The organism is Stenotrophomonas sp. TD3, from assembly GCF_001939825.1.
In the GTDB taxonomy this organism is placed as follows: domain Bacteria; phylum Pseudomonadota; class Gammaproteobacteria; order Xanthomonadales; family Xanthomonadaceae; genus Stenotrophomonas.
The window spans coordinates 169,639-184,579 of record NZ_MOYM01000002.1; the positions used below are offsets into that span (position 1 = coordinate 169,639).

General features: G+C 68.4%; 16 protein-coding genes. 7 read left to right on the forward strand and 9 right to left on the reverse strand.

Annotation, left to right across the window (positions count from 1 at the left end; all coding sequences use genetic code 11):
- Positions 1-49: 49 nt before the first annotated feature.
- Positions 50-1,225, reverse strand: coding sequence for a thiolase family protein (locus BKE09_RS17650; protein ID WP_075676976.1), 1,176 nt, complete (start codon positions 1,223-1,225; stop codon positions 50-52).
- Positions 1,226-1,407: 182 nt separating this feature from the next.
- Between BKE09_RS17650 and BKE09_RS17655 the strand changes: the two genes are divergently transcribed.
- Complete coding sequence (locus tag BKE09_RS17655; protein WP_075676978.1) at positions 1,408-4,251, forward strand: autotransporter serine protease; 2,844 nt, start codon at positions 1,408-1,410, stop codon at positions 4,249-4,251.
- A 46-nt stretch (positions 4,252-4,297) separates the two neighbouring features.
- Here the strand turns inward: BKE09_RS17655 and BKE09_RS17660 are convergent, their stop codons facing one another.
- A complete protein-coding gene (locus BKE09_RS17660) occupies positions 4,298-5,395 on the reverse strand; it encodes a Glu/Leu/Phe/Val dehydrogenase dimerization domain-containing protein (protein WP_008264553.1) in 1,098 nt (365 codons plus the stop codon).
- Positions 5,396-5,673: 278 nt separating this feature from the next.
- Here BKE09_RS17660 and BKE09_RS17665 point away from each other — a divergent pair, with 278 nt between their 5' ends.
- Positions 5,674-6,750, forward strand: coding sequence for an HDOD domain-containing protein (locus BKE09_RS17665; RefSeq protein ID WP_075676981.1), 1,077 nt, complete (start codon positions 5,674-5,676; stop codon positions 6,748-6,750).
- A 3-nt stretch (positions 6,751-6,753) separates the two neighbouring features.
- On the opposite strand, the gene BKE09_RS17670 is transcribed toward BKE09_RS17665, so the two are convergent.
- The 3 genes from BKE09_RS17670 to BKE09_RS17680 form a co-directional block, all read right to left on the reverse strand.
- Positions 6,754-8,343 carry a phospholipase D family protein gene (locus tag BKE09_RS17670; RefSeq protein WP_075676983.1) on the reverse strand — a complete coding sequence of 530 codons (1,590 nt, stop codon included), beginning with the start codon at positions 8,341-8,343 and terminating at the stop codon, positions 6,754-6,756.
- Positions 8,344-8,448: 105 nt separating this feature from the next.
- On the reverse strand, positions 8,449-9,147 hold the full coding sequence (locus BKE09_RS17675) for an RNA pseudouridine synthase (RefSeq protein ID WP_014038065.1): 699 nt from the start codon (positions 9,145-9,147) through the stop codon (positions 8,449-8,451).
- A 47-nt stretch (positions 9,148-9,194) separates the two neighbouring features.
- Positions 9,195-9,695, reverse strand: a complete 501-nt coding sequence (locus BKE09_RS17680; RefSeq protein ID WP_014038064.1) for a M48 family metallopeptidase — start codon at positions 9,693-9,695, stop codon at positions 9,195-9,197.
- Positions 9,696-9,758: 63 nt separating this feature from the next.
- On the opposite strand from BKE09_RS17680, the gene BKE09_RS17685 reads away from it, so the two are divergent.
- Both BKE09_RS17685 and BKE09_RS17690 read left to right on the forward strand, forming a co-directional pair.
- On the forward strand, positions 9,759-10,316 hold the full coding sequence (locus tag BKE09_RS17685; RefSeq protein ID WP_075676985.1) for a DUF2058 domain-containing protein: 558 nt from the start codon (positions 9,759-9,761) through the stop codon (positions 10,314-10,316).
- Between the two features lie 170 nt (positions 10,317-10,486).
- A complete protein-coding gene (locus BKE09_RS17690; RefSeq protein WP_032129365.1) occupies positions 10,487-10,753 on the forward strand; it encodes a DksA/TraR family C4-type zinc finger protein in 267 nt (88 codons plus the stop codon).
- 562 nt (positions 10,754-11,315) lie between these two features.
- On the opposite strand, the gene BKE09_RS17695 is transcribed toward BKE09_RS17690, so the two are convergent.
- Together BKE09_RS17695 and BKE09_RS17700 are read right to left on the reverse strand one after the other, a co-directional pair.
- Positions 11,316-11,909: a mechanosensitive ion channel family protein gene (locus BKE09_RS17695; RefSeq protein WP_014038061.1), complete on the reverse strand. Its 594-nt coding sequence runs from the start codon at positions 11,907-11,909 to the stop codon at positions 11,316-11,318.
- A 34-nt stretch (positions 11,910-11,943) separates the two neighbouring features.
- The gene (locus BKE09_RS17700; protein WP_075676987.1) at positions 11,944-12,123 is read right to left on the reverse strand and encodes a hypothetical protein; all 180 of its coding nucleotides are present in this window, start codon (positions 12,121-12,123) and stop codon (positions 11,944-11,946) included.
- Positions 12,124-12,249: 126 nt separating this feature from the next.
- Here BKE09_RS17700 and BKE09_RS17705 point away from each other — a divergent pair, with 126 nt between their 5' ends.
- From BKE09_RS17705 to BKE09_RS17715, 3 genes are read left to right on the forward strand one after another with little or no spacing between them, the layout of a single operon-like run.
- On the forward strand, positions 12,250-12,828 hold the full coding sequence (locus tag BKE09_RS17705) for a sigma-70 family RNA polymerase sigma factor (RefSeq protein ID WP_014038059.1): 579 nt from the start codon (positions 12,250-12,252) through the stop codon (positions 12,826-12,828).
- Positions 12,825-13,358, forward strand: a complete 534-nt coding sequence (locus BKE09_RS17710; protein ID WP_075676989.1) for a hypothetical protein — start codon at positions 12,825-12,827, stop codon at positions 13,356-13,358. The genes BKE09_RS17705 and BKE09_RS17710 overlap by 4 nt, the downstream gene beginning before the upstream one ends.
- A gap of 11 nt (positions 13,359-13,369) precedes the next feature.
- Positions 13,370-14,251 (forward strand): DUF4097 family beta strand repeat-containing protein, encoded by an 882-nt coding sequence (locus tag BKE09_RS17715; protein ID WP_014038057.1) that lies wholly within the window; start codon positions 13,370-13,372, stop codon positions 14,249-14,251.
- A gap of 49 nt (positions 14,252-14,300) precedes the next feature.
- On the opposite strand, the gene BKE09_RS17720 is transcribed toward BKE09_RS17715, so the two are convergent.
- Positions 14,301-14,483, reverse strand: a complete 183-nt coding sequence (locus tag BKE09_RS17720) for a hypothetical protein (RefSeq protein ID WP_005410566.1) — start codon at positions 14,481-14,483, stop codon at positions 14,301-14,303.
- Positions 14,484-14,494: 11 nt separating this feature from the next.
- Positions 14,495-14,788 (reverse strand): YkgJ family cysteine cluster protein, encoded by a 294-nt coding sequence (locus BKE09_RS17725; RefSeq protein WP_053462562.1) that lies wholly within the window; start codon positions 14,786-14,788, stop codon positions 14,495-14,497.
- Positions 14,789-14,941: the final 153 nt, after the last annotated feature.

A 14,941-nucleotide genomic window follows, 5' to 3' on the forward strand; every position in this document is an offset into this window, starting at 1 on the left:
GTGTCAAGCGATCCCGCATTCATTTTTGCGAAATCATCGTTAAATCTTTTTAAATCAATTCGATGGCGATTGCCGTTGCTTCGCCGCCACCGATGCACAGGGTGGCAATGCCGCGCTTGCCACCGCGCGTGCGCAGGGCGTTGACCAGGGTCACCACCAGACGTGCACCGGAGGCACCGATGGGATGACCCAGCGCGCAGGCACCGCCATTCACGTTGAGCTTGTCGTGCGGGATGCCCAGCTCACGCATCGGCGCCATTGCCACCACGGCAAAGGCTTCGTTGATTTCGAACAGGTCGATCTGGTCCAGCGACCAGCCGGTCTTGGCCAGCAGCGTGTGGATCGCGCCGATCGGGGCGGTGGTGAACCACTCCGGTTCCTGCGAATGGGTGGCGTGACCGACGATGCGGGCCAGCGGGGTGATGCCACGTGCGGCCGCGTCTTCCTCGGTCAGCAGGACCACCGCGGCAGCGCCGTCGGAGATGCTGGAGGAACTGGCTGCGGTGACGCTGCCGTCCTTCTTGAAGGCCGGGCGCAGGGTCGGGATCTTGGCGATGTCCGAGCGCCCCGGCTGTTCGTCGGTGGCGACCTCGACGTCACCCTTGCGGGTGGCCACCTTCACCGCGACGATCTCGTCGGCGAACGCACCGTTGGCCTGTGCGGCCTGCGCGCGCTTGACCGATTCGATCGCGTAGGCGTCCTGCTCCTCGCGGCTGAACTGGTACTTGTCCACGGCGCATTCGGCGAATTCACCCATGGCCTTGCCGTCGTAGGCGTTGACCAGGCCGTCGTGGGCCATGTGGTCGACCGCCTGGAAGTTGCCGAAGCGGTTGCCGGTACGCGAGTTCGGCAGCAGGTGCGGGGCGTTGGACATCGATTCCATGCCACCGGCGACCACGATGCTGGCCGAACCGGCCTTGATCAGGTCATGGCCGAGCATGATGGTCTTCATGCCCGAGCCGCACACCTTGTTGAGGGTGGTGGCACCGGTCGACACCGGAATGCCGGCGGCGATCGCCGCCTGGCGGGCGGGCGCCTGGCCGAGGTTGGCCGGCAGCACGCAGCCCATGAGGACCTCGGAGACGTCGCTGGCCGGTACGCCCGACTGTTCCAGGGCGGCAGCGATGGCGGCCGCGCCGAGGGTGGGGGTCGGCACGCCGTTGAACTGGCCGAGGAAGGAGCCGATGGCGGTGCGCTTGGCGGCGGCGATGACGATGTTGGACATGGCAATCTCGTTGATGCGTAAGCAATGTTCGGAAAGGAGACCGCGGACGTTGGAAGCGCCCCGGTTTCCCGGCAGACTGCGTGGGGGTCGGCCCAAGTATAGAGGGTCGGGGAGGGCCGCCGCTGGGCGGCACCGCACGCCTGCCGGGATGTAGGCAGGCCAACGTTCATGGGAAGGAATCGATGGAACGCACGATGATGGTGAGGTCCGCGCTGGCAACGGCGCTGGCGATGGCAATGACGGCATGTGGCGGTGGCGGAGGCGGCGGCAATGTCCGCATCGATCCCCCCCCGACCACCCCGACACCCCCGACCACGCCCCCTCCGACGACACCGCCGCCGGCCAAGCCGCAGGAGCCGGCCTTCGACGCGCACCTGTCAGTGACCAATGCGCGTGCCGCACAGGCCGCCGGTCTGACCGGGCAGGGCGTGCGCATCGGCATCGTCGACTCGGGTGTGCAGCGCAACGCCGCGGCGCTGAACGGGCGCGTGATCGCCAACCTCAACTACATCGATCCGGCGCGCAACAACCTGCTGGTGGACGACGTGGTGGGCCACGGCACGGCGGTCGCCAGCCTGGCTGCCGGCGCGTCGGTGGGATCCTGGCCGGGTGGCATCGCCCCCGGTGCGCAGATCGTCTCGGCGCGGATCATCGCCGACAAGCCGCCTGTCGATGACGGCAGCGGCAAGGGCAATTCCTTCAGTGGACCGCTGGGCGTGGCGCAGGTCCACCAGGACCTGATCAGCTACAACGTGAAGGTGATGAACAACTCGTGGGGTGGCCTGTACTGGACCGACCTGCCGACCACCGCGCAGGTGGCGGCCGAGTACCGTCCGTTCGTCATCAACCATGGCGGCCTGGTGGTGTTCGCGGCCGGCAACGATGCGCGCACCGAGCCGAGCAGCCTGGCCGCCCTGCCCAGCCAGCAGGGCGTTGCCGGCTCGTTGCCGGCAGCCGACCTGGAGCGCGGCTGGCTGGTGGCGACCGCGGTGGATCCCTATGCACCGGGCACCCTGGCCAGCTATGCCAATGCCTGCGGCCAGGCAGCGCGCTACTGCCTGGCGGCGCCGGGCAGCGCCGTCTATCCCGATGCCAATGGCAGCACCTACTACTGGAACTACGGGACGTCCTTCGCCGCCCCGTTGATCTCTGGTGCCGCTGCGCTGGTCTGGCAGCGCTACCCGTACTTCGACAACAACCTGGTGCGGCAGACCCTGCTGGGCACCGCCAAGGACATCGGCGCGCCCGGCGTGGATGCGGTGTTCGGCTACGGCCTGCTCGACATCTCGCGGGCGATCAAGGGCCCGGGCCGCTTCGACTGGGGCGATGTGGTGGCCAATGTCGATGCGCCATCGAGTGGCTCGCTGTGGAGCAACGACATTGTCGGCAGCGGCGGACTGGTCAAGCAGGGCGGGGGCACCCTGGTGCTCGCGGGCAACAACAGCTACAGCGGCGCCACTCGCATCGAGCGCGGCATCCTGTCGCTGCAGAACGGCGGTGTCATCCGTTCCAACGTGACCATCCTCGGCCAGCCCGATCCGGATTCGACCGGCCTGCAGTTCAATGGCGGTACGCCCCGCGTGATCGGCAACGTGGTCAACGGCAGCAGCGTGTTCCTGACCACGGGCAGCACCACCGGCACCATCGAGGGCAACTACACGCAGCAGGCTGGTGGCCAGCTGATGATCGCGCTCGGTGCCAATGCGCTGCAGGTGACCGGCACCGCCTCGATCAATGGTGGCGTGCGCGTGCATGGCTTCGTCTCCGGCTATGTGCCGCAGAACGGCAGCCGCCAGGATCTGGTCCATGCGGCCGGTGGCCTGAGCGGCACCTTCAGCAGCCCGGCCACCTCCAGCGGCCTGCAGGGCCTGTCGCTACTGCAGAGCAGCTATGGCTATGACAGCAACAATGCCTGGTTGAACCTGACCCAGGTCAGCGTCACTGCGGCGGCGACCGGGCTCACGGCCTCGGCGCAGTCCGCGGCGCAACGACTGGAAGGTGCGTTCAACGCACTCGATGGCAGTCCCGCCCTGCAGGGCTCGGTCTTCGGCGCGGCGGCCGGTGCGCTGCAGTGGACCGGTGGTGGCAGCGAGGGCCTGGCAGCCAGCCTGCAGAGCCTGTCCGGGCAGGCGCATGCGCGTGCCGAGTCGGCCACCTTCGACAGCATCGACATGTCACGCCGTGCCATTGCCGAGCGTTTCGATCGCGTGCAGGCGGCGCCGCGGCTGCGCGGGGCCTGGCAGAGCGCGCTCGGTGAGGCCGGGCAGGGCAGTTTTGCCGGCAATGCCGCCGACAGCCGCGGTTGGATGGCCGGTCAGGACCTGCCGCTGGGCAGCAATGCGTTGATGGGCGTGGCCTTTGGCGAGACCCGCAGCAATGGTGGCAGCAGCTTCGGCGGTGATCGTGGGCGTGATCGCCAGGCGCAGGCGCAGCTGTACGCCGGCTGGAACCTGGGCCGGGGCTATGCGCTGGCGCAGGTCGGCAGCGGCCAGTTCACCCGTGCGCTGGATCGCCAGTTGCTGCTGGGCGCCGGTGCCTACGGTGTTTCCGCACGTTATGGCGGACGCTCCAGCAGTGCCAGCGTCGAAGGCGGCTATCGTTTCGGCCGCGCGGGCGCGTCGTTGACACCGTATCTGGGTGCCAGCACCACGCGCGTGGATACCGACGCCTTCAACGAGCTGGGTGGTTTCGGCTTCGGCCTGCGTGGCGATGCCAACCGCGTGCAGCGCAGCCAGATGCTGGCCGGTATCCGCGGCGAACGCGGTTGGGGGCGCTGGACACTGCGCGGGCATGCCGAGTGGCAGCAACGGCTCGACGGTGCCGATGCGGGCTGGCAGGCCAGCTTCGTTGGTGTCGATGCCTGGGCACCCCTGGCGGGATGGAACGCGCCGCGCGGCAGTGCGCTGTTCGGCGTGGCGCTGGAGTCGTGGTGGGGCCGCAATGGCCGCCTGAGCCTGGGCTACGACCAGCGCGTCGGTGGCGAGGGCGCGCGCCAGGCGGCGCTGCGCTACAGCACCGGGTTCTGAGTGGGCGGTCGCGCCGGGACGTCAGCCCCGGCGCGACATCGCAGGCTCAGCCGCCGCGCAGGTTGCCCAGGCGCGGGGTACTGCGGCCCAGCGGCATCTTCAGCTTGCCGATCGACAGGATGCGGCTTTCGGCGATGCGGTCGGCCGCACGCTGCGGCGCGATGTTCTCGCGCTGCGACAGTTCGAAGATGCGGGTGAGGTTGTGATAGATGCTGCGGATCAGGCGCATCGCGCGTTCGCGGTTGTAGCCATCGATCTCCAGCGACACGTTCATCACGCCGCCGGCGTTGACCGCATAGTCCGGTGCATACAGGATGCCGCGCGCGTGCAGTTCATCGCCGATTTCCAGGCTCGACAGCTGGTTGTTGGCGGTGCCGCAGATGATCTTCGCCTTGATCCGCGGCAGGGTGTCGGCGTTGATGGCGCCTTCCAGCGCGCACGGTGCGAACACGTCGGCGTTCACTTCGTGGATCTCGTCGGGCTTGACCGCTTCGGCGCCGAAATCGCTGACCGCGCGATCGACCAGCGCGCTGTCCAGGTCGGTGACATACAGCTTGGCGCCGCGGTCGCGCAGCAGCTTCACCAGCTCCATGCCGATGTGGCCCAGGCCCTGCACCGCGATGCTGGTCTTGCCCACTTCCTCATGGCCGAACTTGAAGCGCATCGCCGCCATCAGCGCCTGCAGCGCACCGTAGGCGGTGAACGGGGCCGGATCGCCGGAGCCGCCATGGACCTGGTGCACGCCGGTCACGAACTGGCTCTCCAGGTAGATGTTCTCCATGTCGTTGACGTCGGTGCCGACGTCTTCGGCGGTGATGTAGCGGCCGCCCAGCGAGTCGACGTAACGGCCGAAGGCCCGGAACAGCACCTCGGTCTTGTCCACCTTCGGGTCGCCGATGATCACCGCCTTGCCGCCACCGACGTTGAGGCCGGCCAGCGCATTCTTGTAGGTCATCGTCCGGCTCAGCCGCAGCACGTCGGCCAGTGCCTCGTCGGTGCTGGCGTAGGGGCGCATGCGCACGCCGCCCAGGGCCGGGCCCAGGGTGGTGTTGTGGATGGCGATGATCGCCTTCAGGCCGGCATCGTGGTTGTGGCAGAACACCACTTGTTCGTGGCCGGTGGTGGCGAGGGTTTCGAATAGCATGGCGTCTCCGATGGCGCGAACAGCGGCGAACTGCAGCGAACGGCCAGTGAACGGTAGGGTCCCAAAACAAAAAAAGCGACGTCGTCATGGCTGGGGGACGGGTCGCGCGGCGCCATTCTAGTCCATTCCCCCGGCCGGTGCCGTCGACGTTGGCGGCCGTCCGGTTAAAGAAGATGAAAGTGCGGCCGATGCTGCGACGACGGCGGGTGGCCGGATGGGCGTGAAGAGGCAGGGCGGTCAGTGACGGCAAGGGCATCACAACGACAGGACGGGCGGCGATGACAGCGGCCTGGTGGCGCTCGCTGCGCGGCTGGCTGACACGTTCGACCGGGACGGCACCGGCGCGGCTGGTTGCCGCGTCCCGCCAGGCGGTGGCCGCCGCAGCCGCAAGCCTGCAGGGCGAGGCGCTGCCCTCGGCGGAGATCGCCGCTCACCTGCAACGCGGGCTGCATGCGCTTGCCTTGTACCCACGGCTGGCCGGCGAGCCAACGCCGGTGCAGGACCCCGGCCTGGGCGAGGCGGTGGCACGCGCGCTGCAGGACCGCGACTGGGCGGCCAGGCAGCTGCCCCGCCGGCCGCAGCTGCTGCCGCAGCTGATCCAGACCGTCAACGACGATGCCGCCTCGGCCCGCGTAATGGCCGCGATCATCGGCCAGGACCCGGTGCTGACCGGCAACCTGCTGCGCATCGCCAACAGCCCGGCCTACAAGGTCCACGAGCGCCCGGTAGAGAGCCTGCAACGGGCGGTGACGCTGGTCGGCACCGAGGGCGTGCGCCAGATCATCAGTGCGGTACTGGTGCAGCCGGTGATGCAGGTGCAATGCGAGGTATTCCCGCAGTTCAGCGCGATCATCTGGGAGCACGCGCTGCTGGCATCGCGTGCAGCAGCCGACCACGCACGCACGGTCACCTTCGGCGATGCCTTCGCCGCGCAGTGGCTGGGCCTGGTGCAGGGGCTGGGTGCGGCACTGGTGATGCGTCAGCTGCTGCAGGAGGCGCAGGCCCGTGGCGAGGCCGTGGAGCCGGCCCTGGCCCTGCAGCTGCTGCAGCAGTGGTCGTTGCCGCTGGCGCAGCGGGTCGCCGCCGCATGGGAGTTGCCTGAGCCGGTTCACCAGGCCTTGGCGGTGGATGCGGAAGGACCGTTGGCCGACAGCCTGCGCCTGGCCAGCGCGGCCGCAGCGGCCAGCCTGTTGTGCCGCCATGGGCATGCCAGCCAGAGCCGCATGCTGGCCCTGCTGGAGCAGCTGCCTTCGGCACCGCCGCATGCATTGCGCTGGATCTGGCGGCGCCTGCATGGACGTAACGTGGAAACGCTGGATGAGGCCGGACAGGACGAGGCCAGTCCGGCGTCCTGAGCGCTACAGCTGCGATTCCACCGGCAGCCAGCTGATCACCCGCGCAGTCCAGCGCTTGCCCAGGCTCGCCCCGGGTTCGGCCTCCACCCAATGCGGTGGCGGCTGCCGCTGCAGCCAGCGCAGCCCATCATCGCGCCCCAGGGCCAGCCACCAGCTGTGTTCCGGACTGGCCAGTCGCAGGTACTCGTCGCGCAGCTGCGCGCCCAGCACCGGATCGTCGAACAGCACGCCCATCTCGGTGTTGAGGTAGGCCGAGCGCGGGTCGAGGTTGAACGAGCCGACGAAGCCGCGGCGACCATCGACCACGAACGCCTTGGTGTGCAGGCTGGCGCCACTGCTGCCGAACAGGCTGGTATCCAGCTGGCCGTGCGCCTTCAGTTCGTACAGCTGCACGCCGGCCTTCAGCAGTGGCACGCGGTAGCCCATGTAGCCGCCGTGCACTGCCGCCACGTCGTTGGCGGCCAGTGAGTTGGTCACCACCCCGACCTGCGCACCGCGAGCGGCCAGCGCCGACAAGCCTTCAACGCCTTCGCTGCCAGGGACGAAGTAGGGCGAGATCAGCAGTGCGCTGTGACGGGCGGTTGCCAGCTCGTCGCTGAGCGTGTTGACCAGCCAGTTGCGGCGATCATCGTCGCGGTGCTTCATCGGCGGATCGGAGGCGATGCGCACGTTCGCGCTCCAGTGCAGCGGCTCCGGGCTGGGGCGTTGCAGGCGGCGCGACTCTGCAACGCGCTGCAGGTAGGGCTGCGCCCTGGCATGCATCGCATCCAGGTCCGACTGCCGCACGAGTTGCCGCAGCTGTTCATCGCTGTACGAGGCCAGCGCGGAAATCGGGATTGCCGCGCTGCTGTTCCAGTAGTCGTCGAAGATCCGGTTGGCCTGCTGCACGGCGGGGCCGGCCACCACCAGGTCCAGGTCCTGGAAGTTCACATCGTCGCGCGCGCTGAAGTACTCCTCGCCGATGTTGCGGCCACCGACGATCGCGACGCGGCCATCGGCGATCCAGCTCTTGTTGTGCATGCGGTGGTTCACGCTGAAGGCGCGTTGCACCAGTTCCAGCGTGCGTGCGATGCCGCTGCGGTTGCGGAACGGGTTGTACAGGCGGATCTCGATGTTCGGGTGCGCATCGAGTGCCATCATCAACGCATCCTTGTCCTTGGCGTTCATGTCGTCGAGCAGGATGCGTACGCGCACACCGCGCTCGGCGGCGTCATACAGCGCCTTGGCCATCAGGTGGCCGATCAGGTCGTCGTGCCAGATGTAGTACTGCAGGTCCAGGCTGCGGCCGGCGTAGGTGGTGATCAGCGCGCGCGCGGCGAACGCATCCATGCCATCGCTGAGGAACGCCACGCCCGACTGGCCGGGATGGGCCTCCTGCAACGGCACGATCTGCTGGTCGATACGGGTCTGCGCGGGTTGTAGTGGCAGCACCTGCGAGGGCGCGCCGTGCGCCTGCGGCGTGAGGTGGTCGGCCAGCAGCAGGCCGGACAGGACCAGCAGCAACAGTGCGGCGATGACGATCGCAGCGACGCGCAGCAGGCGTCGCCACAAGGGTGTGGGCAGGCTCATGCCCCGATGGTAGATCCACGCCATGCGTGGATGAAAGCCGACAGACCCATTGCTGTGGATGCACGCCATGCGTGGATGGGGGCAGAGCCCTTGCCCGCGGAAAGGGATCCGACCCCGAGGGTTGAAGGGTCAGAACCGCTCGTCGCTGCCCAGATAGCGCCACTGCGCCGGCGGCAGCGGCCCAAGCGCCACGCGCCCGATACGCAGGCGGCGCACGGCCGTGACCTGCAGGCCGGCGGCGCTGACCGCTACACGCAGCCCCTTGGCCGTCAGGCCCTTGCCGGCGAAACGCAGGCGCTGCTCGCTCTGCCAGCTGACCTTGGCGCCGCCCGATTCCTGCTGCAGCCGCGCCATCAGCCAGGGGCCGCGCTCGGGACCGCCTTCGGCCACTTCGATCAGGTATTCCTGCTCGGTGCGGCCCAGGTTGCGCTGCAGGTGGGCCAGCGTGGCCGGATCCTGGCTGACCACCACCAGCCCGCTGTCGCTGGCCGGAAGCGAGGCGGCCAGCTGCAGGCCGTGGAAGTGACGCTGCAGCGGGCGGATGTCGCTGGCATCAAGTTCGCTGCGGCTGTCACTGCTGACCAGGGCACACAGGGTTTCGGCGGCGACACCGGCCGGCTTGTGCAGCAGCATGCTGACCCGCTCGGCCTTTTCATCACTGGCCTGTTCGGCCACCACGATCACCGCGCTGTCATCGACCGGGCGCTGCGGCTGTTCCACCACCTCGCCGTTGACCGTGACCCAGCCGCCTTCGATGTAGCGCCGCGCTTCGCCGCGCGGGATGCCGAGCAGGGCGGACAGGCGTTTGTCGAGACGGATCGGTTCCATGGCAGGCAGGTCGGGCAGGGGGCGCGCAGTGTAGCTGCTGCGGCCGGTCAGCGCTGGCCGCGGTTGGCCAGCTCGGTCAGGTACAGGCGGGTATCGAACTCCAGCTGCAGGTAGTCCGGCTCCATGTGCTGGCACAGCTGGTAGAAGGCCTTGTTGTGGTCGGCTTCCTTCAGGTGGGCCAGCTCATGCACCACGATCATGCGCAGGAACGCCGCTGGCGCCTGGCGGAACACGGTCGCGATGCGGATCTCGCGGCTGGCCTTGAGGCGGCCGCCGTGCACGCGGGAAATCGCGGTATGCGTGCCCAGTGCGTGCTTGATCACTTCCAGCGTGTTGTCGTAGCAGACCTTGTTGAGCGGCACCGACTTGCGCAGGTAGCGGTCCTTCAGGTCCTGGGTGTAGTCGTACAGCTGGCGGTCGCTGCGCACCTCGTGCGGGTCCGGGTAGCGCTGTTGCAGCCAGGGGCCCAGCTTGCCCTGCGCCAGCAGTTCGCTGACCTGGGCGACCAGGGGTTCGGGATAGCCGGTGAGGTACTTCAGGACTGCCATGCAGGGGCGGCGGGGCGTCGGTAGAATGGGGACATCCAAGATTACACGCGGTACGCACCGACCATGGCAAAGCCCAACGCGCTGCAGGAACAATTGCTCAAGGCCGGCCTGGCCAAGAAGTCGCAGGCCAGCGCTGCCGCGAGCGCGCAGGCCAAGGCCCGCCAGGGCAAGGCCGAATCGACCTCGGCCGAGGTCCAGCGCGAGGCTGAACGTGCCCGCGCCGAGAAGGTCGAGCGCGACCGCGCACTGGCCGCCGAACGCAATGCCCAAGCCAGGCAGGCTGAACAGAAGGCCCAGGCCAGGCAGATCATCACGGCCCACGCCGTACCCCACAAGGGCGACGACGAGTACCGCTTCAGCGACGGCGCGGCGATCCGTACCCTGCTGATCGACCCCAAGCTGCGCAAGGCGCTGTCGGTGGGCGTGCTGGTCATCGTTGCCCATGGCGAGGGCTACGCCCTGCTGCCGCGTGCTGCCGCCGAGAAGGTGCGTGAGCGCGCGCCGCAGGCGATCATCGTCGATCACGGCCAGCCGGGCTCGACCGCCGAGATCTCCACCGGCAACGCCGAGGACGACGCCTATTACGCGCAGTTCCAGGTGCCGGACGACCTGGTCTGGTAAGCAAAAAGGGGACGGAGGGGATTAAGCCGCAATCGGCCTGATCGGACCCGTCCTCTTTCTGCTCGGCCTGCTGAAGGCCCACCGGGCATGGCTCGGCTCGCCACAGGTCTGCGCCTTTGTGCGCAGGTGTATCGTCCCCATATCAGGCGACACACCTGCGGAGGATGGCCATGGCCACCGGTTGGGCGGGAGACGGCGCGGTCCAGGACCAGATCGACGCCACCGTCGACGACGCGATCGCCCGCGCGCGGCGCCAGCTGCGCGAGGGTCCGGGTCTGGAGCACTGTGAGGAATGCGATGCGCCGATCCCGTTGGCGCGGCGCCAGGCCGTGCCGGGTGTTCGACTGTGCGTGGCGTGCCAGCAGGCACATGATGATGAAGCGCAGGCGCATGCCGGCTACAACCGGCGTGGCAGCAAGGACAGCCAGCTGAGGTAAGGGTTGTTCGGCAGGGCTGCGCCCTGCACCTGCAGATGCCTTCAAGCCAAGGCAACATCAACAGCAAAAGCTGGCGTTCCGTGGGGTGGCGGGGTGGTGTCGGATTGCGGGGACGCCGTAAACCCGTCCATGGGGGCTTGGCCGCGGCATCCATGCCGCGGACACCCCGCACTCCGACACCGCCCCACCTTCGACGGGTTCACGCGGCTGTTGGAACGCGCGGCTGTTGGTAGGTGTCGACCTTGGTCGACACGATTTTGCTGTCAGATATCGAATGAATCATCCACGCATGGCGTGGCTCTACTGAGTCGACCAAGGTCGACACCTACCAGAGCGGAACTCCGTTCCGGCAGATCGCGGGAAACTGTCGAAGGCGGGGTGGGTCCGGTGGCGGGAGTGTCCGCGGCATGGATGCCGCGGCCAAGCCCCCATGGATGGGTTTACGGCGTCTCCTGCCACCGGGCCCGCCCCGCCATCCCGCAGGAAGCCAGCTTTTGCCGTTGCTTCGGCTGTTGCTCCAGCTCGTAGCGGGTGCAGGGCGCAGCCCTGCCGAAAACCACCCTCAGCCGTCGCCCTGGATGCCACCGGGGGCCTGCGCCGGGTCGCGCCAGCGGCGCACCGTGCGCTGGAAGAACAGGTTGTTCGGCAGCTGCAGCACCGTGCCCTCGTGGCCGTCGCCGGTCTCCTGCAGCGTGGTGTAGATCAGGTTCACGTCGATCACCCGGCCCTTCAGGCCTGGCTTCTCACCGTTTTCCAGCACCTCGATGTAGTCGTGCAGGCGGAACGGACGGGTGGTGAAGATCAGCAGCGTGCAGAAGATGTTGGACAGCACGCTCCAGGCGGCGAAGAACGCGACCGCGCCCACGGCCGCGAAGCCGGTGAAGGCGGTCCACAGGACCGATGGCGATGCGCCGAGCAGGCTGAGGATGTACAGCAGGGCACTGAAATAAACCACGAAACTGGTGATGCGGCGCGCGCCCATCGCCATCTCCGGTGGCAGCGTGTAGTGCTCGGCGAAGCGGCGGATCAGGCGCCGCGCCAGCACCCGCAGCAGCCAGGCCGCCAGCAGGGTCAGCAGGATCTTCACGGCGATGCCCACGTCATTCAGCCAGGGGTGGGTCCAAGGCGGCAGGTGATCCTTCAGCGACAACATCATGGGGTGACTACGGAGGGGGAAACGGCCCCCGATGTTACCCGGCGCGTGACCCGGATTCGACCGCCGGTGCCCAGGCCAGACAGACCAGCTCCTGGCGATGCTGCTGCAGGCAGGCGCGGCCGTTGTCGGGGCGCAGCTGCAGCGACAGGCCCAGCGCCTGCAGTACGACACAGGCGGCGATCACCAGCAGGGCGGCGCAGGATGGGCTGGACATGCAGGAACTCCTGGACGGCAATTTCGCGAAGGACCTTCCATGGATGCAGCAGCCATCAAAAAGGTTGCATGGCAGAGATCGTCGTCCGGCTCTAAACCTTTTCCCGGGCCGCCGCATCCAAGCGATATGCTCGACACCACCATGCCCGCGCCGCCTGCCGCCCACGACGCCGTCGATGAACCCGCCCTGGTGCGGGCGGCGGCCGCCGGCGATACCTCGGCCTATGAACTGCTGTACCGGCGGCATGCGCCGCGCGTGTTCGCCGTGCTGTGGCGCCTGTGCGGGGGCCAGCAGGCGCGTGCCGAAGATGCCTTGCAGGAAGCCTTCCTGCAGGCGTGGAAGGCGCTGCCCGGGTTCCGTTTCGAGAGCAGCCTGTCGACCTGGCTGCATCGCCTGGGCGTCAACGCTGCGCTGATGGAACTGCGTGGGCGCGCCGCCGGGCAGGACCACGACAGTCTTGAGGATGTGGACGGAGGACTGCAGGAACTGGCGGTGCATGACAGTTGTGCCGGCACCGAACGCGACCTCGAACGGGCGCTGTCGACGCTGCCACCACGGGCGCGCGCGGTACTGGTGCTGCATGACATCGAAGGCTGGAAACACCACGAGATCGCCGAGCAGCTGCAGATGGCCGTCGGCAGTTCCAAGGCACAGTTGCATCGTGCGCGCGGTCTGTTGCGCGCACGGCTGGGAGACATGACATGAGTACACACGAACACGATTCCGACCACGATCTGGCGGCCCGCCTGCGCGCGCTGCCACCCGAACGCAGCCTGCCCGCCGATGGCTGGGCGCGGTTGGCGGCGCAGCTGCCGCCGCGTGAACCGCAGGCGGCGCCTGTGCCGGCCGACAACGTTGTGGCGCTGCCTGCACGTTCGCGCCGGCGCTGGTGGTTGCCGGTGGGGACCGCACTGGCCGCAAGCCTGGCGCTCTACGCGGTGGCGCCGTGGCGCCATGCGCAGCCGGACGCGCCGGTGCCGTCTACCCTGCAGCTGCAGGCCGCGGCGATGACCGCGCAGTACCAGCAGGCAGTGGCCTCGTTGCCCGCAGGCCGGGCGCCGGAATGGCAGCCGGCGCTGCACGAACTCGATGAAAGCGCGGCACAGATCCAGGCCGCGCTGGCGCAGGATCCACGCGCGCCGCATCTGCTTGGCCAGCTCAAGCGCACCTACGCGCTGCGGCTGGAATTGACCCGGCAGGCGGCCTATGCCGCCGAGTCCGGCCTGACGACCTGAGGAGACCCCTGATGACACGATCCCTGATGACCTGCTGCGCCGCGCTGTTGCTGCTGCCGGCGGTGGCCCTGGCTGACACCCAGATCGACGAGCGCCACAACCTGGCCGCCGGTGGCCGCATCGAACTGAGCAACGTGGCCGGCAAAGTGACCGTGCGTGGCTGGGACCGCAATGACGTGCAGCTCACCGGTACGCTCAGTGATGGCCTGCAGCTGCGCCAGGAGAAGAGTGCCAACCGCGTGCGCTGGGAGATCGAGTACCCGCGTCGCAACAACAACGGCGGCGCGACGCTGGTGCTGAACGTGCCGCGCTCGGTGGAACTGCTGCTGAGCACGGTCAGTGCCAGCCAGGACATCAGCGGCATCGATGTGCGCCGCCTGCAGGCCGACACGGTCAGCGGCAGCCTGAGCGCCTCCGGTCGCAGCGGCGACAGCAAGCTCAATACGGTCAGCGGCGGTGTCATCGCGCGCCTGCAGACGCCGAAGCTGGACGTGAACACGGTCAGTGGCCGCATCGAGGCCGGCGGCGGCGTGTCCGGTGACATCGGTGCGCAGACGGTATCCGGCCGGGTCGAGGTCGATGCCGGGCGGGTGCAGCGGCTGGCGGTGGAAACCGTGTCGGGCAGCATCGACCTGTCGGCGGCCGGGCTGGCACCGGGGGGCCGTATCAATGTCGAATCGGTGAGTGCGTCGGTCAACCTGCGGCTGCCACGCACGGTCTCGGCGCAGCTGTCGGTGAACAGCTTCAGCGGGTCGATCAACAGCGATGCCGGCCAGGTGGAGCGGCCGCGCTACGGCCCCGGCAGCCATCTCGATACACGGCTCGGCAATGGCGACGGTGACATCCGCATCCAGTCGCATTCGGGCAGTGTCCGGGTACGCCTGGATCGCTGAGCGCGATCCGGCAGGCCGCGGCGGCAGCGCCGCCGCGGTCGGAGCTGGGTCAGCTGGCTTTCTTCAGCGCCCAGGTAGTGCCGAGGACTTCGATCTTGCCACCGGCCTTGCGGAACGCTGCCAGGTCCGAAGCGATGGAATCGCTGCTGACCACGGTGCTGGCGGCCGCGCCCTTGCGTTCGCTGCGGATGCTGTTGCTGGCCTTCGCGGGGGTCTTTGCCTTGCGGGGCATGGTTGCTCCTGTCAGGTGGAAGGGGAGGAAAGCGCCCAGGCATCGGCCTGGCGCAGGTAGTCCTGCCGCTCGCGGCGGCAGTCATCGCCGCCCATCGAAAACTGGCGGCAGATCGCCGGGCGCTGCGAATAGATCGTGCAGCGCAGGTGATAGGGATCGATCGCCGCGCACCAGCCTTCCTCGTTGCGCGCCATCACGGCACGGCCGTGGGTGTCGCGTGACAGGAACTGGCCGGGCACGTGGTCGCCGGGCTGCAGCAGCACGGGCAACCGGCAACAGACCGCGTCACAACGGCGGCAGTCGATGGGTGCAGGTGCTGCGTCAGGTTGTAAGGCCTCAGGGGCCTGGCGGGTGCCCAAAGCGGGTCTCGATGGCGGCTCAGGTGCTGCGCGGACCATGAACGAGCCAGGAAGGCATGGCCGCTAGGCCCGCTGGGCGGGCCAGGCTGCACCGTGGAC